The organism is Bacillus sp. RK1064 (genome assembly GCF_051488405.1).
Classification (GTDB): Bacteria; Bacillota; Bacilli; order Bacillales; family Bacillaceae; genus Bacillus.
This window is the reverse complement of the sequence record NZ_JBPSCZ010000001.1, coordinates 3,195,250-3,217,864: the sequence shown is the minus strand read 5'-3', so window position 1 is coordinate 3,217,864 and position 22,615 is coordinate 3,195,250. Positions and strand designations below refer to the sequence as shown.

The 22,615-nt window shown below is 39.6% G+C and carries 28 protein-coding genes, 1 tRNA gene and 2 pseudogenes; 9 read left to right on the top strand and 22 right to left on the bottom strand.

What is annotated here, in order from left to right; all coding sequences use genetic code 11:
• Positions 1-93 precede the first annotated feature (93 nt).
• From ACSSTM_RS16480 to ftsW, 3 genes are read left to right on the top strand one after another with little or no spacing between them, the layout of a single operon-like run.
• Positions 94-729 (top strand): helix-turn-helix domain-containing protein, encoded by a 636-nt coding sequence (locus tag ACSSTM_RS16480; RefSeq protein ID WP_095285874.1) that lies wholly within the window; start codon positions 94-96, stop codon positions 727-729.
• Positions 730-743: 14 nt separating this feature from the next.
• Positions 744-1,898 carry a rod shape-determining protein RodA gene (rodA, locus tag ACSSTM_RS16475; protein WP_187704042.1) on the top strand — a complete coding sequence of 385 codons (1,155 nt, stop codon included), beginning with the start codon at positions 744-746 and terminating at the stop codon, positions 1,896-1,898.
• Positions 1,899-1,903: 5 nt separating this feature from the next.
• Positions 1,904-3,037: a putative lipid II flippase FtsW gene (gene ftsW / locus ACSSTM_RS16470; RefSeq protein ID WP_095285876.1), complete on the top strand. Its 1,134-nt coding sequence runs from the start codon at positions 1,904-1,906 to the stop codon at positions 3,035-3,037.
• A gap of 230 nt (positions 3,038-3,267) precedes the next feature.
• Here ftsW and ACSSTM_RS16465 read toward each other — a convergent pair whose 3' ends face one another.
• A complete protein-coding gene (locus ACSSTM_RS16465) occupies positions 3,268-4,815 on the bottom strand; it encodes a flotillin family protein (RefSeq protein WP_034659707.1) in 1,548 nt (515 codons plus the stop codon).
• Positions 4,816-4,826: 11 nt separating this feature from the next.
• Positions 4,827-5,357, bottom strand: a complete 531-nt coding sequence (locus ACSSTM_RS16460; RefSeq protein ID WP_060597128.1) for a hypothetical protein — start codon at positions 5,355-5,357, stop codon at positions 4,827-4,829.
• A gap of 204 nt (positions 5,358-5,561) precedes the next feature.
• Between ACSSTM_RS16460 and ACSSTM_RS16455 the strand changes: the two genes are divergently transcribed.
• Positions 5,562-6,041 (top strand): DinB family protein, encoded by a 480-nt coding sequence (locus tag ACSSTM_RS16455; protein WP_034660675.1) that lies wholly within the window; start codon positions 5,562-5,564, stop codon positions 6,039-6,041.
• Positions 6,042-6,081: 40 nt separating this feature from the next.
• Here ACSSTM_RS16455 and ACSSTM_RS16450 read toward each other — a convergent pair whose 3' ends face one another.
• Both ACSSTM_RS16450 and betB read right to left on the bottom strand, forming a co-directional pair.
• On the bottom strand, positions 6,082-7,290 hold the full coding sequence (locus ACSSTM_RS16450; protein WP_095285870.1) for an iron-containing alcohol dehydrogenase: 1,209 nt from the start codon (positions 7,288-7,290) through the stop codon (positions 6,082-6,084).
• A 27-nt stretch (positions 7,291-7,317) separates the two neighbouring features.
• Positions 7,318-8,787 carry a betaine-aldehyde dehydrogenase gene (betB, locus tag ACSSTM_RS16445; RefSeq protein WP_420735008.1) on the bottom strand — a complete coding sequence of 490 codons (1,470 nt, stop codon included), beginning with the start codon at positions 8,785-8,787 and terminating at the stop codon, positions 7,318-7,320.
• Between the two features lie 206 nt (positions 8,788-8,993).
• Here betB and cudC point away from each other — a divergent pair, with 206 nt between their 5' ends.
• Positions 8,994-9,551 carry a choline uptake/conversion transcriptional regulator CudC gene (gene cudC / locus ACSSTM_RS16440; RefSeq protein WP_034659712.1) on the top strand — a complete coding sequence of 186 codons (558 nt, stop codon included), beginning with the start codon at positions 8,994-8,996 and terminating at the stop codon, positions 9,549-9,551.
• Between the two features lie 288 nt (positions 9,552-9,839).
• Here cudC and ACSSTM_RS16435 read toward each other — a convergent pair whose 3' ends face one another.
• The 4 genes and pseudogenes from ACSSTM_RS16435 to ACSSTM_RS16420 all read right to left on the bottom strand — a co-directional run bounded on the left by ACSSTM_RS16435 (position 9,840) and on the right by ACSSTM_RS16420 (position 11,973).
• The gene (locus tag ACSSTM_RS16435; RefSeq protein ID WP_095285867.1) at positions 9,840-10,010 is read right to left on the bottom strand and encodes a RapH phosphatase inhibitor; all 171 of its coding nucleotides are present in this window, start codon (positions 10,008-10,010) and stop codon (positions 9,840-9,842) included.
• Positions 10,000-11,116, bottom strand: a pseudogene (locus ACSSTM_RS16430) (tetratricopeptide repeat protein). Before ACSSTM_RS16430 ends, ACSSTM_RS16435 begins: the two are co-directional and overlap by 11 nt.
• Positions 11,117-11,266: 150 nt before the next feature.
• Positions 11,267-11,692 carry a MaoC family dehydratase gene (locus tag ACSSTM_RS16425; RefSeq protein WP_034659716.1) on the bottom strand — a complete coding sequence of 142 codons (426 nt, stop codon included), beginning with the start codon at positions 11,690-11,692 and terminating at the stop codon, positions 11,267-11,269.
• A gap of 17 nt (positions 11,693-11,709) precedes the next feature.
• Complete coding sequence (locus ACSSTM_RS16420; RefSeq protein WP_034659718.1) at positions 11,710-11,973, bottom strand: DUF3800 domain-containing protein; 264 nt, start codon at positions 11,971-11,973, stop codon at positions 11,710-11,712.
• A gap of 362 nt (positions 11,974-12,335) precedes the next feature.
• Between ACSSTM_RS16420 and ACSSTM_RS16415 the strand changes: the two genes are divergently transcribed.
• Positions 12,336-12,614, top strand: coding sequence for a hypothetical protein (locus ACSSTM_RS16415; RefSeq protein WP_034659719.1), 279 nt, complete (start codon positions 12,336-12,338; stop codon positions 12,612-12,614).
• A gap of 448 nt (positions 12,615-13,062) precedes the next feature.
• Here ACSSTM_RS16415 and ACSSTM_RS16410 read toward each other — a convergent pair whose 3' ends face one another.
• From ACSSTM_RS16410 to ACSSTM_RS16400, 3 genes and pseudogenes are all read right to left on the bottom strand, one after another.
• On the bottom strand, positions 13,063-13,785 hold the full coding sequence (locus tag ACSSTM_RS16410) for an NPP1 family protein (protein WP_034659723.1): 723 nt from the start codon (positions 13,783-13,785) through the stop codon (positions 13,063-13,065).
• Positions 13,786-14,613: 828 nt separating this feature from the next.
• A complete protein-coding gene (locus tag ACSSTM_RS16405; RefSeq protein WP_437404247.1) occupies positions 14,614-14,871 on the bottom strand; it encodes a hypothetical protein in 258 nt (85 codons plus the stop codon).
• A 480-nt stretch (positions 14,872-15,351) separates the two neighbouring features.
• A pseudogene (locus tag ACSSTM_RS16400) lies at positions 15,352-16,174 on the bottom strand (peptidoglycan recognition protein family protein).
• A 25-nt stretch (positions 16,175-16,199) separates the two neighbouring features.
• Here ACSSTM_RS16400 and ACSSTM_RS16395 point away from each other — a divergent pair.
• The 3 genes from ACSSTM_RS16395 (at position 16,200) to ACSSTM_RS16385 (ending at position 17,258) form a co-directional block, all read left to right on the top strand.
• A complete protein-coding gene (locus ACSSTM_RS16395) occupies positions 16,200-16,871 on the top strand; it encodes a hypothetical protein (RefSeq protein WP_342689175.1) in 672 nt (223 codons plus the stop codon).
• Positions 16,856-17,098 (top strand): hypothetical protein, encoded by a 243-nt coding sequence (locus tag ACSSTM_RS16390; protein WP_437404246.1) that lies wholly within the window; start codon positions 16,856-16,858, stop codon positions 17,096-17,098. The genes ACSSTM_RS16395 and ACSSTM_RS16390 overlap by 16 nt, the downstream gene beginning before the upstream one ends.
• 87 nt (positions 17,099-17,185) lie before the next feature.
• A tRNA-Ala gene (locus tag ACSSTM_RS16385) sits at positions 17,186-17,258 on the top strand.
• Between the two features lie 53 nt (positions 17,259-17,311).
• On the opposite strand, the gene ACSSTM_RS16380 is transcribed toward ACSSTM_RS16385, so the two are convergent.
• From ACSSTM_RS16380 to ACSSTM_RS16330, 11 genes are all read right to left on the bottom strand, one after another.
• Entirely contained in the window at positions 17,312-17,500 is a 189-nt protein-coding gene (locus tag ACSSTM_RS16380; protein WP_034659727.1) for a hypothetical protein, read from the bottom strand.
• A 112-nt stretch (positions 17,501-17,612) separates the two neighbouring features.
• A complete protein-coding gene (locus ACSSTM_RS16375; RefSeq protein WP_437404245.1) occupies positions 17,613-18,416 on the bottom strand; it encodes a peptidoglycan recognition protein family protein in 804 nt (267 codons plus the stop codon).
• 19 nt (positions 18,417-18,435) lie between these two features.
• Positions 18,436-18,699, bottom strand: coding sequence for a phage holin (locus tag ACSSTM_RS16370; RefSeq protein WP_034659731.1), 264 nt, complete (start codon positions 18,697-18,699; stop codon positions 18,436-18,438).
• 12 nt (positions 18,700-18,711) lie between these two features.
• Positions 18,712-18,924, bottom strand: coding sequence for a BhlA/UviB family holin-like peptide (locus ACSSTM_RS16365; RefSeq protein ID WP_034317366.1), 213 nt, complete (start codon positions 18,922-18,924; stop codon positions 18,712-18,714).
• A 35-nt stretch (positions 18,925-18,959) separates the two neighbouring features.
• On the bottom strand, positions 18,960-19,103 hold the full coding sequence (locus ACSSTM_RS16360; RefSeq protein WP_170938425.1) for an XkdX family protein: 144 nt from the start codon (positions 19,101-19,103) through the stop codon (positions 18,960-18,962).
• Positions 19,100-19,420: a hypothetical protein gene (locus ACSSTM_RS16355; RefSeq protein ID WP_095285866.1), complete on the bottom strand. Its 321-nt coding sequence runs from the start codon at positions 19,418-19,420 to the stop codon at positions 19,100-19,102. The genes ACSSTM_RS16360 and ACSSTM_RS16355 overlap by 4 nt, the downstream gene beginning before the upstream one ends.
• A 13-nt stretch (positions 19,421-19,433) precedes the next feature.
• Positions 19,434-20,819 (bottom strand): hypothetical protein, encoded by a 1,386-nt coding sequence (locus ACSSTM_RS16350; protein WP_095285865.1) that lies wholly within the window; start codon positions 20,817-20,819, stop codon positions 19,434-19,436.
• Between the two features lie 7 nt (positions 20,820-20,826).
• Positions 20,827-21,000 carry an XkdX family protein gene (locus ACSSTM_RS16345; protein WP_095285864.1) on the bottom strand — a complete coding sequence of 58 codons (174 nt, stop codon included), beginning with the start codon at positions 20,998-21,000 and terminating at the stop codon, positions 20,827-20,829.
• On the bottom strand, positions 20,997-21,326 hold the full coding sequence (locus ACSSTM_RS16340; protein ID WP_342689179.1) for an XkdW family protein: 330 nt from the start codon (positions 21,324-21,326) through the stop codon (positions 20,997-20,999). Before ACSSTM_RS16340 ends, ACSSTM_RS16345 begins: the two co-directional genes overlap by 4 nt.
• 9 nt (positions 21,327-21,335) lie before the next feature.
• Positions 21,336-22,214, bottom strand: a complete 879-nt coding sequence (locus ACSSTM_RS16335) for a hypothetical protein (RefSeq protein WP_095285862.1) — start codon at positions 22,212-22,214, stop codon at positions 21,336-21,338.
• 14 nt (positions 22,215-22,228) lie between these two features.
• Positions 22,229-22,612 (bottom strand): phage tail-collar fiber domain-containing protein, encoded by a 384-nt coding sequence (locus ACSSTM_RS16330; RefSeq protein WP_289408319.1) that lies wholly within the window; start codon positions 22,610-22,612, stop codon positions 22,229-22,231.
• Positions 22,613-22,615 lie beyond the last annotated feature (3 nt).

Sequence of the window (22,615 nt, the reverse complement as noted above, 5' to 3'; positions counted from 1 at the left end):
GATATGCGTTGACATTTTGTCAACACACCTTTATATTGGGTACGACTTCTTCTATAGAAGAGTTGATACATCATACAAAGGATGGCGTAAAAGATGGATTTTAAGACAACTGAGCTTGGGCCGCTCTTAAAGGAAAAATTGCAACAACGTTCTCTATCTTTAAGAGATCTCAGCACATACACAGGAATTGATAAAGCGACACTGTCTCGAATCATGAATGGAAAAAGAAAACCAACTTTGAATCATCTGCAGCGGCTTTCAGATTCTCTGAACATATCATTAGATCAACTATTGACTGCTGCAGGGTTTCCAGTCAAAAGCGAAAAGGTGCACGGTGATACGTTCATTCAAGCGGCAGAAGAGATCGAAAAAATACTGAAAGATCAGGACGTCTACGACGGTACATTTAGTCAGACCAAATTGAAACAAAAGTTAAACGAATACGAAGCCTATAGCCAAACAAACGAGGGAAAAGAAACGATCTCGGCAAATTTTGAGAAAAAGAAGGAGACGCTAAGCGGCGTCGGGCCGTTCCTTCAACATTTGAAAAACATGTACAGCTTATTTATGACCGGACGGGGTACTTCTCGAGAATTAATGCTGATGGGGGGCGCACTCCTTTATTTCATTATGCCTGTTGACTTAATACCAGATTATATTTTTCCGATCGGTTATATTGATGATGCTGCGGCTGTGAAAATTGTCATAGACCAGCTGACAAATAGGTAGCAGGACAAGAAGCTATGAAAAAACAGTACAGCATTGACTTCGCACTTTTACTCACTGTGATTTGTTTATTTGTCATCAGCCTGATAGCTGTATATAGCGGATCGGGACAGTATGAAACGCAAGATATGTTTTATTTCGTCAAAAGACAAATTTTCTGGTATATCGTCGGTTTCGGCCTCATGGCAGCTGCTGCATACTTTGATTATGAACTGCTTGAGCGTTTATCTTTTCGGTTATTTGCAGGTGGTATTTTCCTCATTATTCTTGTGCATTTTTTCGGAACGAGTCAAAACGGATCCCAAAGGTGGATCAGCTTCGGTTCAATCAAAGTTCAGCCATCAGAGTTCATGAAAATTTTTGTGATCCTGCTGCTTGCGGCTGTCTTGAACCAATACAAGCATCAGCGATTTTCGTTTAAAGAAAGCATCATTCCTACAAGTAAAGTCGTTTGCTGGACCGTTGTCCCTTTTTTCCTCATCTTAATTCAGCCTGATTTAGGGACAGCGCTAGTGATATTATCCATCGCCTTTACACTGATGCTTGTGTCAGGGATTTCTAGCAAGATGATGGCCGCATTAATGGCTACTTTTCTTGCACTTCTTGCATTTTTGGTCTACTTGCACAATGAACACTTTGAGCATTTTACAAAAATCATTAAGCCTCATCAGCTTGATCGCATTTATGGCTGGCTCTCTCCTGATGAATTTGATTCAACATACGGGTATCAGCTGAAACAATCGATGCTCGGCATTGGATCAGGTCAATTATCAGGAAGCGGTTTTACACAGGGGCATCAAGTACAAGGAGGTAATATCCCTGAAGCGCATACGGATTTTATATTTGCCGTCATTGGTGAGGAGTTTGGTTTTATCGGCGCCTCCCTTTTGATGTGTTTGTACTTAATGATGATTTACCGAATCATTCATGTGGCTATGCATGCTAATACGCTTTATGGATTGTACATATGTGCGGGAGTCGTTGGGCTGATCGTGTTTCAAGTTTTCCAAAACGTAGGGATGACAGTCGGTTTAATGCCTGTGACGGGACTCGCGCTTCCTTTTATCAGCTATGGAGGCAGTGCGCTTTTGACCAACATGATCGCCATTGGCCTCGTGTTTAGCGTCAATCTTAGGTCATCATCCTATATGTTTGGGCGCAATTGGAATTGAAGATGATGACATTTCTTCTATCTCATCTCAAAAGAGTCGACCGCATTCTTGTTGGAACGATTGTGTTCCTCTGTTTATTTGGTTTACTGATGGTTTACAGTGCGAGTTATCCTTTAGGAGAAGTGAAGTATGAAAAGGGCAGCTATTTCTTCATCAAACAATGGCAATGGCTCCTGATTGGGGGATTCTTTTTCTTCATTGCCGCTCTGTTCCCTTATCAGATTTATCGTAAATGGATTCGGTGGCTTGTTATGCTGTCATTGTTATGCCTGATCCTAGTCCTGCTTCCTGGAATCGGTGTTGTCAAAAACAATTCCCAGCGCTGGGTTCAGTTGGGCTCTCTCATGCTCCAACCTTCTGAAGCTGTGAAACTAGTGATGGTTATCTATTTTGCCTATGTGTACGCGAAAAAACAGGCGTACATTACATCTTTTAAAAAAGGCGTACTGCCGCCACTCATTCTTTTAGGTCTTGTTTTTTTGTTGATCTTAAAGCAGCCTGATTTAGGCACAGCTGTGTCTATTTTATTAAGCTGCGGCATCATTTTATTATGCGCTGGGCTGAAAACGCACCATCTCATTTTGCTAGGATCGACTGCGGCAGCAGGTATCACTTTTTTTGCAGTGACAGCTCCTTACCGTTTGAAGAGGCTGACTTCTTTTCGTGATCCTTTTCAGTATGAAGATGGAGATGGATATCAGCTGATTCATTCGTATCTCGCGATGGATTCAGGCGGGCTGACAGGGAATGGCTTAGGCGGGAGCATTCAAAAGCTAGGCTTTCTTCCTGAAGCCCATACGGATTTTATCATGGCCATCATCAGTGAAGAGCTGGGAATCATGGGGATTTTGTTTGTGATTGGTGCATATCTACTCATCATGTATCGCGCTATGCGAATTGTGCAGGCTTTACACGACCCTTTTGGAAAGCTGTTAACGATCGGGCTCACGTTTCAAATCATGCTCCAAGCAGTCTTTAATTTAGGCGCTGTCTTTGGCCTTCTTCCGATCACAGGCATTCCGCTTCCCTTTATTAGCTATGGCGGCTCCTCCCTAGTGTTCATGATGATATCTGCTGGTATTCTCGTGAATCTTTCTTCATATGTAAAGAGGAATCCATATCAGGCGCATGCCAAATAAACACCTTCTGATGGAAGGTGTCTCTGGTTGTTGACAAAGGGCTAAAATGGGTTTTATTTTAGCCCTTTGTCTTCTATTCAGCGTGATAGAAAACCTTTGAAGTCTAGGAAGGACGAGTACTGGCGCGGAGCGAATTAGACATTCGTGAGCACCAGCGCGCAGGACTGACAACGAATGCAAGGGTTTGTCTACACGCTGAGACACCTTCTGATGGAAGGTGTCTATTCATTTTATTCTTCTATTTGATGATCAGCGATCTCTTTTTTTCTTGGTTGTTTGATTTCATTCGTTAGTTCCTGAATGCTTTGCTTCACATTGCCTTTGCCGGAAAAGTTCTCAATAATTTCTTTGACATCAATTCCAGAGGATGCTTTCAGGCTTTCTTGCAGACTGGACATGAGGTTTGTAGCATAGCCAGTGACTTTATTGGCACCGCTGCCTTCGCCGTTACCTCCCGTATCCACAACAGTAATTTTATCAATGTTAGAAAGTGGTGCAGATACTTGCTTCGCATATTCAGGAAGCATTTTCACAATCATATCAAGGATTGCTGCCTGACCATACTGTTCGAATGCTTCAGCGATTTTCTCTTTGGCTTCGGCTTCCGCAAGTCCTTTCAGTCTAATGACTTCTGCTTCGGTTTCCCCTTTCGCACGATCAGCTTCCGCTTTGGCAAGCCCGTCAATTCGGACTTTCTCAGCTTCTGCCTTTGCCATTGCTTCAATGCTGTATTTCTTGGCATCTGCTTCAGCGAGGCGTTTCGCTTTTTCCGCCGCAGCTGACTGCTCAACAGCATAACGATCCGCATCTGCTTTCTTTTTCACTTCAGAATCGTATTGACGCTCACGACGCTGGATCTCTTTTTCTTCTAATTCAATTTGCTTCTGACGTTCAATGATTTTCACTTGCATTTCTTGTTCAGTTACGTGCTGACGGTTACGAGCTGTTTCAAGATCGTACGCTTGGTCGGCACTTGCTTTCGCTGTATCCTGTTCACGTCTGAATTCTGCTCTTTTCAGCTCATTGATCTTTTCTGCTTCAGCGATTTCAGTAGCACGCTCAAGCTCAGATTTCTTCGCATCTTTATCTGCTTCGGCACGTTTGATACGTGTTTCTTTATCTGCTTCAGCTGTTGCAATATCTGCATCGCGTTTCACTTGGGCAATTCTAGGTTTACCTAGTGATTCTAAATAGCCATTTTTATCACGGACATCTTTGATCGTGAACGACACAATGACGAGGCCCATTTTCGCTAAATCTTGAGAAGCGACACGCTGTACTTCTTGAGAAAATTTTTCTCTGTTTTTATAAATCTCTTCGACTGTCATTGATCCTAAGATGGAGCGAAGGTGTCCTTCTAGTACTTCTCTCGCTTCGTTTTCGCGGTCTTCTTTTGTTTTACCTAAAAATTGCTCTGCTGCAGTAGCAATTTCTTCAATCGATCCGCCAATTTTAATGATGGCCGTTCCGTCCGCCATGACCGGTACACCTTGTTCGGTATAGACTTCAGGCGTTGAAACATCTAGCTTGCTAGATAGTAAGCTGAGCGGCTCTGCTTGTTGAAAAACAGGTAGCACAAAGGTACCTCCGCCTCTTACAATCTTAATCTTGTTTCCACCTTCATCCACGTGGACATTTTTACTTCCTAGGTAACTTCCTGTGACAATTAACGCTTCATCTGGACCTGCTGTCCGGTATTTCGAAACAAATACACCAATAAGTGCAATAAGAATCACAAGCACAATTCCAATGATAATCAAAATGGTTGTTCCTGGCATAGCATTCCCTCCTAGATTTCTTCATTTGGTATAACTGATAAGACGCCTTTGTTCACTTCGACGACCAGCACCCGGGTTCCATATGGAATCTCCTCTTCGTCGAAACTGACGGCAGGCTTTGAGATTTTCCCGCTATTACTAATTAACAGCACTTCTCCAAACCCGTCTTTTGGAACAGATACAATGATCTCCCCAGTTCTTCCTTTTAAGTCGGCCTCTGTATATGAAAGAGATTCTTCAGCAGAGGAAAGCGGGACTAAGACAAATACATTCAAACAGGTCACAAGGACCACTGCGAGGATGGCAGATAATACTGCGCCAAGTCCACTCCCTACAATTGCTGTTTTTTCAGAGATAAACCCTCCAGCCGAGAAAAAGGTAAGAAATGCGAGGATCAATGTTGGTTGAAGGAATGAAACAGGAATCGCTTCAAACAATCCATCAAATACATCGCCGAAAAAGACGAAAACTAGTGTCAGGATTCCTGATATCATCAATATGTATAAATACAGCGTCTCAAGCGGCAGCCCGAACACATCCATCTTCCTCACCCTTTCTTCATGAAATGAACAGCCTTTGTTTCATTTAGACCATGCTCACCTCCAATGTATTCCTTCTAACAGGTAATACGAACCACTTTTGTAAAGGTTTCAAATTTCCTCACAATTCTTCACAGGAATTCCCCGATAGCTCAAGAATGATTGTCATGTACCACTATGTTAAAATTTGATCTTGAGGTGATGAAAATGAGTTTATTACATGAGGCAAGACAAGAATTGTGGCAAAAGCTGCAAGGTTTGAACGAAGAACAATTGAATCAAAAATTATCTGATGATACTTGGAGTATTCAAGAGGTGGCAGATCACTTAAAGAAGATGGACCTCATGGCAGCCAAACATCTAGCTGCTGAGGGAAAAAAAGCACCGATCAAGGAATATGAGCCAAAGCCGGTGGAAATGGCAGAGGACCGTTCTAGAAAAGCCACTGCGCCTAGTATTGTTGAGCCTGAACGCAAGCATGTGACACCTACACATTTAAAGGATGAGCTCGATACAGCACGTGAACAGCTCAATCAAATTTTATCAACGTTTACTGAGGAAGATTTCAAACGTGTCATTGCGCACCCTGTGTTTGAAGAGTTATCCCTTAAGCAATATCTTGATTTTATCGGCGCACACGAAAAACGTCATATTCATCAAATCAAAGAAATTAAAGAACAGCTATAAGACATAAAGAAGACTCCCTTTTGGGAGCCTTTTTTCATTGTTACACTGTTTTCGGTGTTAGATCAAAACAGCGAGCATAAATCCAGTTGTACGCTTTTTCATTTAGATCTCTTGGGTTTCCAATTGTTTGCGGATCTTTCATTGCTTCTTTAGATAAACGGTCAATCATATCTTTTGATACACCTTGTTCTTCTAATGAAGGAACTTCTAGATCTTCCACTAAATCATACATCCAGTTCACAGCAGCTTTTGCTGCTTCCTCTGTAGACATTCTGCTTGTATCAATGCCGAACGCTTGCGCAATACGAGCGAATTTTTCCGGATACCCTTTCCAGTTATACTCCATCACCGGTCCCATCATTGCTGCTACACACTGGCCATGCGCTACAGGAATAATGCCTCCGAGTGTTTGACTCATCGCATGCGCAGCTCCAGCTGACTCGCTTCCATAAGAAAGCCCGGCAAGCATTGCAGCTTGTGCCATTCCATATCTCGCTTCTAGGTCCGCACCATCAGCAAAAGCACGGCGGATATAATGAGCAGCATATTCAATGGCCATGAGCGCTACCGCATCTGTAATAGGCTGAGCAAATTTCATCGTATAGCATTCGATAGCGTGAGCAAGCGCATCAATTCCAGTCATTGCTGTCACATGAGGAGGCATGGATACATGAAGCTCTGGGTCAATCACTGTGAGGTGAGCTGCAATGAGTGGTCCACCTGTGTTGAATTTAAATTCTCTTTCTTCATCCGTAATTACTGCCCACTGCGTAACTTCTGAACCTGTACCAGCCGTGGTCGGAATGGTGGTTAAAGGTGGGATTCTGTTTTCAAGCGGTTTTTTTCCCTCTGCCGCTTCGTAATCAAGGACTGAGCCTTTATGAGTCACCTCTACTCCGATTGCCTTCGCTGTATCCATTGAGCTTCCGCCGCCTACAGCGACTAATCCATTACAGCCTTCTTTTTCATATAACGCAGATCCTTCATTCACTAAACGAACTGGCGGGTTTGGCTCTACTTTATCAAATAGGATCACATCGATTTGTGCTTCTTTTAATGAAGCAACCACTGGGTCTACTACGCCCGCTTGATAAATACCAGGGTCTGTTACAAGCAATACCTTCGAGACACCGTATGCTTTCACTTCTTCCCCAACATGTTTCACTGCACCGATGCCATGTTTGATGACAGTCGGGATTTCAAATGTGTGGAATTTCTGCATGCTTTCAATTTTCATATTTAATGTCATATAGAATCTCCTCCAAATGTGTGATATTTATTTAAACCAATGAACCGCTTCAGGTCTCGTATTTCGATATACATGCTTCAGTTCCGTATATTCCTCAAGTCCGGTACGCCCTAATTCACGTCCAAGACCTGACTGCTTATATCCACCCCAAGGTGCTTGAGCGAAATAAGGATGGAAATCATTGATCCAAACTGTGCCTAATCTTAATTGACGAGCCACTCTTTCGGCTTTTCCAATATCAGAAGACCACACAGCTCCTGCTAATCCATAAATCGTATCATTTGCCAGCTCGATCACTTCTTCCTCTGTTCGGAAGGATTCGACTGTCAATACTGGGCCAAAGACTTCTTCTTGGACAATCCGCATCTCTGACGTACAGCCTGAGAAAATCGTTGGCAAGTAGAAGAACCCATTTGAAAGCTCCTCTGTGTCAGGTCTTTTTCCGCCTGTTTCTAATCTTGCGCCTTCATCTAACCCAATGCTGACGTATTTCTCTACTTTTTCTCGATGCTCAGCTGAGATGAGCGGCCCGCTTTTGGTTTCTTCATCAAAGCCGTTGCCTAGCTTGATTTTTTTCGTACGCTTCACCAATTCTTCTAAAAATTCATCATGAATGGATTCTTCCACTAGCAAACGTGAACCTGCTGAACATACTTGCCCTGCATGGAAAAACACAGCATTCATTGCCTGGTCAACCGCTACGTCTAAATCAGCATCTTGAAACACAATATTTGGATTTTTCCCGCCGAGCTCAAGGGCGATTTTCTTCACATTCCCACTGGCTCCCTGCATGATTTTCTTGCCTGTTTCAATACCGCCTGTAAATGAAATCAAATCTACATGTTCATTCACAGCAAGCTCATCGCCAACCGTTGCCCCTGGTCCAAGGACTAGGTTTGCAACTCCTGCTGGAATGCCTGCTTCTTCCATGAGTTTGAATATTTTGATCGTGGTGAGTGGTGTAATTTCACTTGGTTTTAAAACGATTGTGTTCCCCGCTGCAAGAGCAGGAGCGATTTTCCAGCTTGCTTGAAGCAATGGATAGTTCCAAGGAGTGATTTGCCCGCATACACCGACTGGCTCTCTGACTAATTCACTTTTTGAGTTCGGGATTGGTGACGCAATGATTTCCCCGCCATCTTTGTCAGCCAGACCTGCGTAATATTGGAACACGTTCGCAATATCGTCCATATCTGCTTTGCTTTCCTCTAATGTTTTACCAGTATCAAGCGATTCCAATTTGGCTAGTTCATCAAGATCACGTCTAATCAACTCAGCAATCTTAAACACCATATTTCCTCTTTCAAATCCAGGCTGGTTTGCCCAGTCCCCTTGATCGAAGGCTTTTCTCGCTGCTTTGATGGCTAGCTGCGCATCATTTCTTGATCCTTCGCTGACTGTCGCGATCACTTCTTGATTAAATGGATTGATGATATCCCGTGTGTCGCCACTTTTGGCGCCAACCCATTGTCCATCTATAAATAGTGTTTGACTCATAGAAGGAACCTCCTCTGATTCTCTTTGGTAAGTTTGTTAAATAAAAATTTAACGTTTTGAACATAATTAACTTATCATGTTCAAATTTTTCTGTCAAAGGGAGATAGGCTTCATTTATTTTGACATTTTGTATTCTTTCGTTAACATATAGTCCATAAAGATTTTTTTGAACGTATTGAATTCTCTTAATAGAAAGCAGGGACAAGATGAAAAAGCAGGAACAGCCACAAGCAGAAGATCGTATTTTAGCTGCTAAAGATCTAGTCATTGACTCCATAGCTGAAACGATGGATCTCTATGGCATTACACGAAGTGCAGGTATTCTCTATGGGACCATGTATTTAAATGAGGAAATGACGCTCGATGAAATGCGTGAAGAGCTGCAAATGAGCAAGCCCAGTATGAGTACGGGTGTGAAAAAACTGCAAGATATGAATATTGTCAAAAAGACGTTTCACCGGGGCCGAAGAAAACACAGCTTTGTTGCTGAAAAAGACTTCTTTAAGTTTTTCACGAACTTCTTTCCGCAAAAATGGGAACGGGAGGTCGAGGTCAATTTAGCGGCGATTGAAGAAGCGCAAGAGCGGCTTCAAGAGGTTGCTAGTGATGATCAGTTGGAGGAACATGTAAGAGAGGAAGCGCAGCAGCTTCTTGAACAGCTTGAAAGCTCGAAAGCCTATTATGACTGGCTGAGACGCTTAGCGGACTCTGTACAATCAGGGGAGATCTTCGACTATATTCCGATTGATCAGAAAGATAAATAGGCGATATGTTTGCGTATTACAGCTTGAATTTTACAGGAGGATTGATTATAATAAAATTATGTCGTCATACTTCGGGGCGTTAGCTCAGCTGGGAGAGCGCTACGCTGGCAGGGTGAACGACATCACCCGAAGCAAACAGACGTTCTCTGAAATAGACTGATATAATAAGGTTCTATGATGAGCCTTTCTGAATAAAAATTTTCATTTCTGAAAAAAACTGAAAGGGTTGGTCCCCAATCCGTCCCCATAAAAAAACAGACCATGCAGGGTCTGTTTTAATTTTGTCTATTAGTTTTTAAATGTTGAATTTGGATCGATCATCGTTGTGTTTCGATCAGTTTTTTGAGGAAATACAGTGGTATTTCGATCAGTTGATTCTTGTGAGTAATTAAGAGAACCCAGACAAGCAGCACCTACCAATAAAGCGGCGCTAATCAATATCTTCATTTTAATATTCATATAAACACTCTCCTTTTTGGATTTCGGTTTGAGCTTCTATGGCGGTTCTATAATAATCTGCTACCCTCTCCGAATCATTCCTTTTCTCATAGAGATTTGCAAGGCTTAAAGCAAACTCTTCAATATAAGGATACAACTTCTTTTCCTCTAACCCTTTAAACATTTTTCGGACATTTTCAAAACCTTCATCGATATAAATCGTCTTTAATGAATTGAGCAATGTTTTATAAAACAGATTGTTTTCGGCTGTTGCACTTTTTATTCCTTTAGCGATATTTTCAAGCGCTTCTCTTGTTTTATCACTTTTAAACAAGGTCCAACTTAAACTAAAAAATAATCTTGGTTTTATATCTTCATTGTTTTCACTCATCTTATCTAGCCCTTTTTTATAGAAGGAAGCAGCCTTACTATAATCCTGTTGCCTGTCATACGTATTTCCAAGATTCAAATAAGTTTTAGCGATTAATCTTTGATCATCAATTTCTTCAGCAAGTTCTAGTGCTTTATGTAAGTGGGGGAGCGACTTCTCATATCGTTTAAAATCATCATAATTTCCTGCGATCACAAATAGACTTTGAATTTTCCTCACCTTATAAAGATCATAACGATCATAAATTTCTAGGGCTTTTATAATATGGTGCATAGAAACGTGGGTCTGTTTCATGATGTAGTATGCTTCTGCAACTTTAAAATGAAATTCTGCTTGTTCAATTTCATCTACAACAAGTGCCAGCTGCCTCTCAGCAATCTTATAATATTGAATGGCCTGTACATATTCTTTCTTACTGAACTCATACATACCTCTAAAAAAGGCATTATAGTATTGTAGCATTCCAGAAAGTTGATGGTTAGAATTCTCAATTTTATCGACTAGGGCGGAAACCGATTGATCAAATGAAGGGTTTATATAATCAAGCATAAGTTGATGGCGAAAGCACATCAATTGATAATAGATAGATTAGAAGATCCTGATCCTCTTCCATTCTATCTATTTCCCATTCAACTTCTGCTTTCAAAATCTCTGCATCTGGAACGCTGAATTGCCGGATCATTTTATACCATTCATTTATTTTCACACCAACATGTGAAGAAAGAACTTTCTCCATCCCTTACTCCCCTTCCACAAATTCACCTTATATTACATATATTATTACATACAGGAATTTACAAAGCACCGAAAAGATACCGCAAATAGAACAAAAAAAGAGCTCCTGCAAAGGAGCCCCATATGACTAATGAATTTAAGATATTAATCCTTATCGTTTTATCAATACAGATAAATCACCCTCAAAAACTTTTTCTTCTTTATCGTTAAATGTAGATAACAATACAGTGAGAATGCCTGTTTTATTTTTCTTTTCTCTTTTATCAATAACCTCAACAATAGTATGTAATTCATCATCTGGATACACTGGTTTGATAAAATTTATATTATTCATCTGTGTTCCAGCAATGACATCATCACCATAGGCTCCTTGTTCAATCCAGAGCTTAAATGAAATAGCTAGCGTTTGTATTCCAGAAGCAATGATTCCATTAAATCTTCCCTGATTTGCTTTTTCCTCATCCAAATGCATATATTGAGGATCAAATTCTCCTGCAAATCTCTTAATATCTTCCTTTGTTAATTTGAATGACTTAGTTTCGAACTTCTGTCCAATTGCAAACTCATTTAACTTCATAAATACTCCTCTATTTATTAATAATTGTACTTAAACTCTTTTAATTTTTTATAAGGAAGATTAAAAGTTTTTCTGGCATCATTAATTATATGCCTTGCTTGAGAGCGGTAGCTCTTCTTTATTAGAACAATTCCATATGCTAAATATTTACTCGATTCCTTATCGAAATTTATACCGGCACATCCTGATTCATCTATGTATGCTATCCACTCTGTGTTCTCAGGTGCGTCCAACACACCCAATGATTTTAGTTTATCTATTTCAAATTTGTATTGGGACACTACCTTAACCTCCGAACCTGTAATCTAATGACAAATATTCTTAATTTTTTATTATACAACATATTTTTAACTTTCAAAGTTATTTCTCAACAAAAAACCTAAAATGGTTAAAGAATTTGAAAAATAAGATGAAGAAAAGAGAGAATAGCCAAGTAAGAATCACTTCACAGTCTCGTCACAATTGGCGAGACTTTTATTTAGTACGTTTTTACCATTTTTATATAAAGTATGGAAAATATCACCTGTTAATTGTTACCATACAGGTGTAGGTCAATACTTTTAGGGGATGATGTATAGTATGAACGGTTTATTGTGTAAGCTCAATGTAAAACTTACACTGGTATTAATACTTATTATGACTCTTGGCATCTCATCTGCTTTTGGTCAGGCTTCAGCAAAAGAACGATGGGACCCGCAGAATTGCACAGGCTATTTTTGAAGCTACTGCATATAATGAAGAAGTTAAATCCTTTTCTTTTGATGAATCTAAAGTTATCAATGCTGGATTACCAAAGGATATTTCATTAGAAATCAAAAATCATTTAGAGTCATTAGATGGTAATGACGCCGAAAAAGTGAATCAAGATCAATTAGCTGCACAACAAAAAGGTAAGTTACAACTATGGTTGCTCCTTTATTGATATGGGCAGCTAAAGTATTGGCTGGTGCGGGTCTAGCTTGGCTAGGCAAAAAGCTCCTAGACATGGGCGGTCACGAATTTTGTAAACGTTACAAAAATGAGAACAAAACAACTAAGTACATTTGTAAATTCCTTTAATTCTTTGAGTTTGAGAGGAAGTGTTGCAGTTGAAAAAGACTAATTGGTTTCTTTACGTTTTTATTACTGCGTTGATTTCATTTGTCATTCAAGCATTTTTAAACAGTGTGGGTGTCATTAATATGGACAATATTTGGGTTGATTTAATCAGTTGGATAGGTATATTCTTTGTCGTCTTTATCGCTGTTGAACTTTCGTTCAATACTATCCATAAAATGAAGCATCGAACTGAATAAAGACAAAAAAAGCCCCTATCCATTAAGGACAGGGGCTTTAACATAATAACTCTGTAAAACAGTATCGAATCCATTCTATCTAAACCATGCTTTTCTTAAATTATTGTTAAAGTTAGCATTATTAAAAGGAACATTCGCTTTACCAAAATTTGTTGTGTTTAATGCATTCCTTGCCGCAGGAGTTAAATCATCCCATCCGATTAACGGTTGAGTTCCGCCTACAACACGGTCGCTCATCATCAATTCATGGTTGATCGGCCACGTGCTGTCATAGGCAATCAAAGGATGAGTGCCATCTTTCATGTTGGTTCCGCTTGGTGCTACATTTGTGAATTTTCCATGTCCAGAATATGCAATTGATAAGACTTTTGGATTTTGATTTGCTGGATTATCAATCCATACAACGATTCCTTCCCAGTCATGTCTGTGACCTAAGCTTGGAGATGCTTCATCTTTAGGAAAATACCAAGAATACATAATTGCCCAAACTCCATTGTACCATGCAGATCGCGAATATACTTGTCCAGTATTTTTGCTGCAACGTCCTTCAGGTGCTCCAGTGGGCTTTAATCCACCATTTGTATTACCTTGCGCATCTACTGCAGGAAAAGGCACACAACCGCTATAGACCTTTAAATATGGTTGAAAACGCTTCGCCGCTTTTTGAGTAACAGTTGTAGGCGTCACCTCACTAAAACCAACAACCTTGTCATGATCGATTACTGCTGCATTTGCTGTTGAAACAATGCTAATAGAAGTAAATACAGATAAAAACAGCGCCAAGAAAAATTTGTTCATTTTTTCATCTCCTTTTAATATAATCTTAATAATAATTAAATACCACAGAATTGGAATAAATATCAATATTTTTCCGCAGTTAACTGAATTTTCGTACTAAATTAGTATTTTATTTTCCTCATGTCTTTAAATTTGGTAAATAGTACCCTCTTCAAAATCAAGAAAAATCCCTCCCTTATAAAAAGAGAGGGTTTTTCTTACTTTAATAGCTTTTCTAGCTTCGCTTTTGTTTTCGTTCTGTAGATACCATCTGCAGAAGGCTCATGCATCAACACGTTGTCTCTATTGTAACTGTAACGGAGGTTGGAATTGTTGGTTTTGTTGACCTTGTTGATTAAATGATTGTTGAGCCTGTTGAAACGCTTGACTCATTTGGTTCATGGCCTGATACCTCGAAGAGCTTGATTAAGCTGTTGGACAGCTTATTGGATATTTTGCTGTATTTGTTGATCTGTTTGGTGCATTTGCTGTTGAGATTGAGAACCTTGCTGAACTTGGCCACTTTGTTGTTGAGGCTATCTTAATTGGGATACATTTTGTTTTAATTTAGCAAGCTGCTGCTGAAGGCTTTCAAGTTCTTGTGAAAGCTCATCCGTAATGTTTTTTCCAAGCAATTCCGTATGTTTTTGTTTTTGCTTCCCTTTTACCGCTGATTATTCTTAGTTATAAAAAAATCCTCCTTCAAAATTAGTTAACATCCTTTATATTTTTAATTTTCATCAAAAAGATGAAAGGTAGTTAATGGAAATGAAGGAGGATTCTAGCAAGAATACGATTTCCAAACAAAACAAAAACCGTTTGAAGCTTTTTTATACACGTGTAGTTTCCTTACTCATCTTTTTTATCTTTATCGGTATCTTCAGGATCCTCAACCGGATCTTCAGGATCGGGATCATTATCTTTTTCATCATCTTTATTGATAGTATCGTTCTCATCAACACCTGGGACGTTGTTATCGTTATTATTTTGATCGTTCTTATCAACATCTGGAGTATTGTTATTATTATCTTGACCGAAATTACAGCCAATTAATATTAAACTGGATAGAAACAACGTAGTTATTATTTGCAGCCATTTTTTATTCATTTCCACCTTCCTCTCTTCTTTTTAATCCCTATAAGTTTGTCCAATATATTCGCTTTAATTCGTTCCGTTTCTGAATGTTTTTATAAACACATCATAAAAATTTCAGCATATCAATTCGGCCTTTGCGAAAACTAAGTATCGAAACAAAATTTTTTTAGGAAGTGTCTAAGGTGAATAATTTAAAGTGGATAACAACTCTTTTACCGCGAGAAAACAACCCCTTCTAACTGGCAAAAAAAATAGAGGGATGATGGGTGTCTCTTTTAGGTTTAGGGGTTAGTCTCGCTACCATTTTTTTGAGAAAAAATAACAACGAAAAAATAACAAAAATTTGAATGCTAATCAAAATAAATAAATGTAATATAAAGGAGCGAAGAAATAGCCCTTCATATCGAGATATCCCCTTTTTTGATAGTGAAACAAACATGCCCAAAATTTTCAGGCTGATAAGGGGATATATTTTGATATGAAGTTTTTTTCTTACGTCAATAATGCCTGGATTTCCGCTCTCGTCTTAGGTCCATAAATATCGTCAGCCACAAGACCATGCATCAACTGGAATCGTTTGACCGCATCGGCAGTTTTTACGCCGTAATAGCCATCAATGCCGTTGTTTTTTGCCCCTTTGTCTGGATAAAAATAGAGTGCCGCTAAAGCTTCTTGAATTCGCTTTACAACATCTCCTTTCATTAATGGTGCTTTTACCTTAAAGATGCCTGTTGGAAGCTTGTCCGCCTTCTTAGAATGCGTTTTTCTTAGGTGTTGTTGGTGATGATGTTTTTTAGCCTTAGAAGCTGAAGTTTTTCCACCTAGCGCTTTCAACTCTTTTTCAATAGCTGCTTTAAATGAGTTCCATCTACCCTCGGATAAAATTCGGTGTGGACAATTCTTTCCATTCCAATCTTGGTGTTTACGTACTCGATCAACACTCCATCCTCGCTCTTTAAGTAACTGCGCCACGAATTTAATGGCCAGCTTTTCCGCAGCCTTGTATCTAGCACCACCGGACTTGCTATAACAAATCTCAACACCAACTTGCGGCTGCCGGGCCGGTTCCGTTTGTGCCATCACCTGAATGCCAAGCATGGCGGTCTAACGGGATCGCTTGGATCACTTCTTTATCATCCACCGCAAAATGATAGCTCGTTGAACTGGTGTTATTGATCATATAGTTAATCTCTCGTTCAGCTGATGCGTCATTAGCTGTGTTGTGGATCGTGATGTATTCTGCGTTCATTTTATTCGGACATTTCAAACTGTATCTGCTGGATGAGACCATTTTCTTTTTCATTTTGATTGTCACGCTCATCTACTTCCTAAATTTGTTTTTGTTATTAAAAAAGCCGCCTAGGGCAGCCGATGGTAAGCCAGGGGGGTTAGGAGAAAGAACAATATTAGATATTTTTAAATTACTACAGGTGGTTTTTAAAACCGCAGGTGAAGAATGGAAGATTATCAAGATTGATCCAATGAAGGGATTGCCCTTGCCAGTCAATGAGAAGAAGGAAATGAACTATTTTGAAGCTGATGAAGCTGCTCAATGTATTAAGATTCTATATGAAGAAGTTGATATTAAATGGAGACTTTATTTTTTAGCAACGATGATAGGAGGATTGAGACGAGGAGAAGGTCTTGCACTTGAATGGCATTTAGATGTTGATTGGGATGCTGGTGGATTTAAAATTAATCGTTCACTTTCAATAACAATTCAAGGTAAACCGCATGTGAAAGACCCTAAGTCTAAAAGTTCAAAACGGTTTGTACAGATGCCGGATTGGTATATGAATGAATTGTCTCTTTATTATCATATGTGGAAAAGAGAAAAGGAAAAGCTAAATGATGCCTGGGAGGGTGGAGATCACCAATACATTTTTCATAGTAGATTTGGAAAGCCTTATTACTTTACAACTCCAACTACCAAATGGAACCGCATTACACAAAAGTATAAAATAAAAAATACCGTTTACATGATCTACGTCACACTATGGTTGCTTTATTGATGGAAGCTGGTGAAAGCATTAGTGCTATACAAAGACGTGCAGGACACGCTAGTGCCAGAACAACATCTGATATATATGGCCATGTAACAGATGAAATGAAAAAGAGTACAGCGAATCACTTTAACAAGTTTGATCCTAAACATCTGAGAAACACAAAATCAGAGATAGGAAATTTCCGTCCCCAAGTCGTCCCCAAGGTTAAAAATAATGGCATAATACAAAATTGAGAGATTTCTCATCAAAAATAAAAAAATAGCCTTCCCCCTTGTATTCTAAGAGGGAATTAAATATAATAATATTTGTTGAAACATCCCGGGGCATTAGCTCAGCTGGGAGAGCGCTACGCTGGCAGCGTAGAGGTCAGCGGTTCGATCCCGCTATGCTCCATACGAAAAACCATTCTTGAGAAATCAAGGATGGTTTTTTTATGTATATATTTCTTACAGTTGTGTTTGTTCTTTGTTTTTTCTTAACCTTAATATCTTTATGATCCGGTACGCGATCACAGAGAGATAAGCCGTGATGAGAATGATTGTGTAAGACACAGGGAAATCGCTCGTCATTCCGTGATAAATGAAATAGATGAGCAGCACTGACAGCATGATGACTTGGAACAGTTCCTTTTTCATTTTACTCTCCCCTTATGATAGATTCGGTCGATTATATCACAAATGATGTCATTTTTTATTAGCTATCAGCAAGGAAAAATCCCTTCACCTGCTGATAGCACTTTATGAATGATCACTTTTTCAGCAATTGTTCCATTTTGTTCTTCGTCTTTGGTCCGCAAATCCCGTCTGCCGCTAAGCCGTTCATGAGCTGGAATCGCTTAACGGCATTCGCTGTTTTCGGTCCATAATAGCCATCAATCCCATTGTTTTTTGCTCCTTTGTCTGGGTAAAAATAGAGGGAAGATAAGGCTTTTTGCACGGCTGTCACTTGAGATCCTTTTGTTAAGGGCTTGGTTATTTTTAAAATGCCAGATGGCAGATTTGACGATTTCTGTTTGGTTACGGGTGCTTTGTGGCTCAAGCTTTCTGTTCGGACTGGCTTTCTTGTGCTTTTGCTGCCGGTATGAGCTGTGGCTATTCCAGCTTTAAATTGATCCCATCGTCCGAGCAGTTTCCTTGGACATTCTTTCCCGCTCCAATGTTTATGGGGCACTACATTTGATAAAGGAATCCCCAAATCGCCCATCAGTTTCCGAATGAGCCATTGAGCATTTTCGACTGCTTGTTCAAAGTTGCCGTCTGTATTTTCACAAATTTCAATTCCGATTGATTTCATATTGCCATCGCCTCTGCCATCCCCTGCGTGCCAGCCGTTTTCGTTTAATGGTAAATGCTGATAAATGACCTGATCGTCGACAGTGTAATGCCAGCTGACCCCAGTACTTGAACGTGCAACAAACGCAGCGTGACTTCCCGCATTTGCACCTTTTGCAGTGTTAGAGGTATTATGCACCGTAATATAGAGAGGCTTCATCCTATTTCTTGGTCTGTTGCGGTTGTGTTTTGGAATGTAGGCTTGAATGATATTGACCATATTGTTTCTCCTTCAACTATTATTTTGTTAGCCCTCTTTGTTTCAGGGTATCTTTTTGTAATTGACCTTTGTAGGTCACATAATTGTTTTTAAACCAAGCGATAACGGCTGTAACCATCGTAAAAATGGTGGAACCTGCTACATATAGTGCCTCACCGGCGGTTTGTACTTGCTCCTCACTAATCGGCAGCACCGTCTGTCCAAACATGACAAGCGTTTGATTGATGAGTGCAATAAAAAGAAGCACTGTGCGAATCACAGTGCCTTTGTCGAATGTTTTCATGATTTTTACCTCCTATTTTAAATTCCGTTCAATTTTGTCGAGTTTATCGATCACGACGTCATACTTCTCACTAAACTTTGCTAACACTTCATTTTGCGCCTCGATTTGCTCATTGAGCTTATTTTCACGTTCTTTTGTTGTATTGAGAACATAAAACAGAATCCAGCAAAAGAGAACGGCAAACGGGCCTTGTGTCATTAAGTTTTGGACGACATCTACTTCAATTGGAATCACCTTCTTTCTGGAAAAAAATAAAGCCATTAGGCTTCGTATTTTTCTCCTGTTATGTCTTGATAGTCATCTGCCGAGATCCAGCCAACGCTTACATAAAATGCAATGTCCTCTGGACCGTAACACTGCCAGTCCCAAAATTGTTTAATATCTGCTACAGTTGGAAAGATCATTCTGAAGCCCCCCCTTTTTGCATAGCCAATAGCTGCGTTAATTGTTTTGATAATAAAGCATTTTGTTTCTTTAAAAGTTCTATATCACTTGGCGGGAGAGGGGCTGGTTTTAGGCTATCTATATACTCCTGTGTCGCTGATTCATACCATTGCTGTTTTTCCACATCAAATGCAGCTTTATAAAAAGAAGGATTATTGGGTGGTGCAATTGTTGTGCATTGATCTGGAATAACATAATTTCCTTCATCATCCCTCTCGAACACTTCTATAGGTCTGACCAATTCATATTTATGGTTGTATTCATAGGCTTGTATCATTTTTATCACTTCCTTAATTTAATGGGATGACTGTGTCTAAATAGTAGCCAGTTACCGCACTGTCATTTGCTGCTAGTAACCCAGTTAACTTTAGCTCTCCTGTCTTATATATAAGTAATTTACTATGACCTGTTGTACCTGATACTGGAACTGATACTACAAGACCTTTCTCCGGTAAACCCGCAGCTGGAATCCATCCACAAATGACTTCTCTATTTGCTTTTAGGTGGCCTCTCAGCAATAATAAATTTCCCCATTTCACATATTCAACTGCTCTATCCCCTATAGATGAACTTTTATCTAAGGTAACACTAAGCCACGTGACATTTTCAAACTCAGCATTTGTCATTAGCTGTTTCCATCCTCTGAAAACCCCATCTGTATGAGTAGTTCCGTACCAATGGCTATTATCGTAGCTTCGACTAACATGAAATGTTTTGCGGTTATTTCCCGTTTCTATAATATCTACATTAAACCACGAAGCATCGGTCGTTGATGGCATATTCACTGCGTTCGTTCCAGAGACATAATAAAAGCCAGATGGCAGCGTTAATATATCTGTACCAGTAGGGATAAGCATTCTATTTCCATTCGCCTTCAATAACGAATGCTCATTCAACCTCTTCCATCCGCTCCATTCTTGCTGAGTACCGGTAACATCTGTCGTGGATCGATTGATGTACACATCACCTGTATTGTTTGCCCCAATAATCCAGCCATAGGTATTTTCACTAAAGACTGATAAAGCTCTCATAGAACTTCTTGTGGGCAAATCAGGATGTGCTTCGTGGATATACCAAGAATGCACGCCCGGTAATTTGATGAGTTTATCTAAAATACTAGGATCGTTTGCATTAATTCTTTCGTATGCTTTTCCATCGTCAGCGGTAATTTTAGATAATTGTCCTGCGTCCCATTTATTTTTTTCATTTTGAGTAGGCATTTGCAGCCAATTGATCGCAATGTCATTCTCATGATAGGAAAAACAAAATACATTGCTTGATGTGTCAATTGCGATTCCTACGCCGATATTATTTTGACCTACTAGCTGAAAGCCTCTTAATGCAGCATTACCTATAGCAGGAGAATCGACTACTCCAGAACCCCCTGGGGCATAGAAAGAGCAGGCACCCAACGATTTAATCCCGTTATAAATGCTGCCGCCAGCTGGGATATTGATTAACTGGGATCCGTTATCATTTGTCAATTTATATAGCTGGGCTTGATTCCATTTCTTCTTTTCTGTATCAGATGCGTGTACTCTCGCATCATTTGTATGTTTCAAGAACTGCTCTATTAATCCATGATCATTTTCAAGAAGTACTTTGACCATGTCATTAAATAAATCGGCATGTGCTTTATCATTTATCTCAAAAGGTTTGGGTTCTTTTATTTCCATTTAGTTTTCACTCCCTTTCTTTGAAGCTTGGTTTAATTTCTTGCAGCTGCTCTAGAGTGAGCATCCTTTGCTCGTATCCTGTATTTAGATCTTCCATTGAACAATCACCTAGTTCCACTGCTTGTTTGACCAATTCAGGGGTCACCCATTGAAAATATAATGCCATTACCCAATAATTCATGATTCACTCTCTCCTTTATATAAAAGGATCTCATTTTTTAACGCTTTTAGTTCGTTTGTTAGATGATCACATTGATGTTCAAGCTGTTTTCTCATTAGCTTTTCTTTGGCTACTTCTTGTGCTAGATAATCTAGCGGAAGAGGTGGTTGATACATTGGATTGATTTGAGATTCCTCCCACCATTCTTTCAATTCTTCTGCCGTTGGCTTTGGCACATCTAAATGCCACTCGTTTATATACGAACCGTCGCCGTCATTTCTAAGTTCAAAATCCTTTTGCGGGTCCGCATCGGGGTATTTATATTTAATAGCTTCATATAAAATCATAGAATCCTCCTATACTCTCGAGAAATTTCTGCCGCCTATTTCTGTGATGTCGAAATAGTTATACCAGCCTGAATTTTCAGATACATAACGGCTAACATCTCCGTCATATCCTACATATAGGTACATTTCTAAATAGTCCCCTTTATTAGCCGGTACATTGGCAGTACCATAAAGTCCCATACTTAAGCTCAACGTATCAGATGGGCTTGTTGGACTTTGTCTTTCATGTGCAATATTTTTATATCTTCTTCCATTTAAGTAGATCGATAATTCAAAGTTTGCGTATCGTTGAAAGCTTTCAATATAAACACCTGCATTCACTGAATACATTCCGCTCTCAGGGCAGATGAAACGATTATTTTTGATATCAAAATTGTTATGACTGTCTTTTATTTTTCGATTAAAAAGGACTTTTTGATACTCTCCTTTGGTTAATAACTGCTTCCCAGTTGTACCTATGTTGGCATGACAGAACCCAGAGATTTTGTGCCATTCAGTCCAGCCAGACCCCGTCCACCAATGACGGCACCATGTACCTGTGCTATCAAAATAACTGCCCGCTTCGTTTCCAGTCCCATAGTAATATTGAACAAATCGAAAGTTACTATATTTTTCATTTTTCACAAAGCCAAATCTCGTAGGATATCCAGTATCATTCGCTTGTCCAATATCCATGAACGAAATGCCAATTGGATATTCCTCACCGCTGACTGATGCATCTTGAATGGCTTGATCGCCTGTTAGTTTAAATAAGCTTTCATTGGTGATTCCCTCTATCTGTTGGCTGAGCGCATTGTCATTCTCTACTAGTGTGTCGACCATCCGGTTAAATAAGTTGGCATGTGCTTTGTCAGAGGTTTCAAACGGTAAAGGTGATTTGATGTCCATTTCATTCCCCTCCTTTAATAAATATCATCAATCTCAAAAACAAATTCGATGTCGCCGTCTTTTTGTTTGTCTGTCATGGTGCGGATGGCGGTGAATTTGCCGGTTTCGTCGACAAGTGCTAGTTCGTTGATGACTTCTCCTGCAAGTTCTCCTTCGGCGATCGTGCAAGTGTAGCGGATTTTTGCTGGTTCCATGAAGGTAAACGAATCAATCTCTTTTTGGACTAGTTCTTTTTTGAGTTTTTGTTCAGTTCCGTCTAGTGAAATTGGTTTCCCATCCTTCGTCCCACCATTTCCAAATGCCATTTTGACGACTTTTGTGAGTTTTGTTCCTTCTGCTCTTGCCTTTGCCATTTGTTGACGTGCATATAGTGTTGTTACGGTTAATTGATCAGCCATTGT

Excerpts from the sequence above, each read along its gene's own strand:
- ACSSTM_RS16355 (WP_095285866.1), bottom strand. The coding sequence starts at position 19,420 with ATGATACAAGCCTATGAATACAACCATAAATATGAATTGGTCAGACCT.
- ACSSTM_RS16335 (WP_095285862.1), bottom strand. The coding sequence starts at position 22,214 with ATGGACATCAAATCACCTTTACCGTTTGAAACCTCTGACAAAGCACAT.
- ACSSTM_RS16405 (WP_437404247.1), bottom strand. The coding sequence starts at position 14,871 with ATGAATAAAAAATGGCTGCAAATAATAACTACGTTGTTTCTATCCAGT.
- ACSSTM_RS16410 (WP_034659723.1), bottom strand. The coding sequence starts at position 13,785 with ATGAACAAATTTTTCTTGGCGCTGTTTTTATCTGTATTTACTTCTATT.
- betB (WP_420735008.1), bottom strand. The coding sequence starts at position 8,787 with ATGAGTCAAACACTATTTATAGATGGACAATGGGTTGGCGCCAAAAGT.
- ACSSTM_RS16465 (WP_034659707.1), bottom strand. The coding sequence starts at position 4,815 with ATGCCAGGAACAACCATTTTGATTATCATTGGAATTGTGCTTGTGATT.
- ACSSTM_RS16340 (WP_342689179.1), bottom strand. The coding sequence starts at position 21,326 with ATGATTTTATATGAAGCTATTAAATATAAATACCCCGATGCGGACCCG.
- ftsW (WP_095285876.1), top strand. The coding sequence starts at position 1,904 with ATGACATTTCTTCTATCTCATCTCAAAAGAGTCGACCGCATTCTTGTT.
- ACSSTM_RS16375 (WP_437404245.1), bottom strand. The coding sequence starts at position 18,416 with ATGGTCAATATCATTCAAGCCTACATTCCAAAACACAACCGCAACAGA.
- ACSSTM_RS16450 (WP_095285870.1), bottom strand. The coding sequence starts at position 7,290 with ATGACATTAAATATGAAAATTGAAAGCATGCAGAAATTCCACACATTT.
- ACSSTM_RS16390 (WP_437404246.1), top strand. The coding sequence starts at position 16,856 with ATGGTTGCTTTATTGATGGAAGCTGGTGAAAGCATTAGTGCTATACAA.
- rodA (WP_187704042.1), top strand. The coding sequence starts at position 744 with ATGAAAAAACAGTACAGCATTGACTTCGCACTTTTACTCACTGTGATT.
- ACSSTM_RS16460 (WP_060597128.1), bottom strand. The coding sequence starts at position 5,357 with ATGGATGTGTTCGGGCTGCCGCTTGAGACGCTGTATTTATACATATTG.
- ACSSTM_RS16435 (WP_095285867.1), bottom strand. The coding sequence starts at position 10,010 with ATGAATATTAAAATGAAGATATTGATTAGCGCCGCTTTATTGGTAGGT.
- cudC (WP_034659712.1), top strand. The coding sequence starts at position 8,994 with ATGAAAAAGCAGGAACAGCCACAAGCAGAAGATCGTATTTTAGCTGCT.
- ACSSTM_RS16370 (WP_034659731.1), bottom strand. The coding sequence starts at position 18,699 with ATGAAAACATTCGACAAAGGCACTGTGATTCGCACAGTGCTTCTTTTT.
- ACSSTM_RS16380 (WP_034659727.1), bottom strand. The coding sequence starts at position 17,500 with ATGAAAAAGGAACTGTTCCAAGTCATCATGCTGTCAGTGCTGCTCATC.
- ACSSTM_RS16360 (WP_170938425.1), bottom strand. The coding sequence starts at position 19,103 with ATGATCTTTCCAACTGTAGCAGATATTAAACAATTTTGGGACTGGCAG.
- ACSSTM_RS16350 (WP_095285865.1), bottom strand. The coding sequence starts at position 20,819 with ATGGAAATAAAAGAACCCAAACCTTTTGAGATAAATGATAAAGCACAT.
- ACSSTM_RS16425 (WP_034659716.1), bottom strand. The coding sequence starts at position 11,692 with ATGAAGTTAAATGAGTTTGCAATTGGACAGAAGTTCGAAACTAAGTCA.
- ACSSTM_RS16455 (WP_034660675.1), top strand. The coding sequence starts at position 5,562 with ATGAGTTTATTACATGAGGCAAGACAAGAATTGTGGCAAAAGCTGCAA.
- ACSSTM_RS16480 (WP_095285874.1), top strand. The coding sequence starts at position 94 with ATGGATTTTAAGACAACTGAGCTTGGGCCGCTCTTAAAGGAAAAATTG.
- ACSSTM_RS16345 (WP_095285864.1), bottom strand. The coding sequence starts at position 21,000 with ATGAATTATTGGGTAATGGCATTATATTTTCAATGGGTGACCCCTGAA.
- ACSSTM_RS16330 (WP_289408319.1), bottom strand. The coding sequence starts at position 22,612 with ATGGCTGATCAATTAACCGTAACAACACTATATGCACGTCAACAAATG.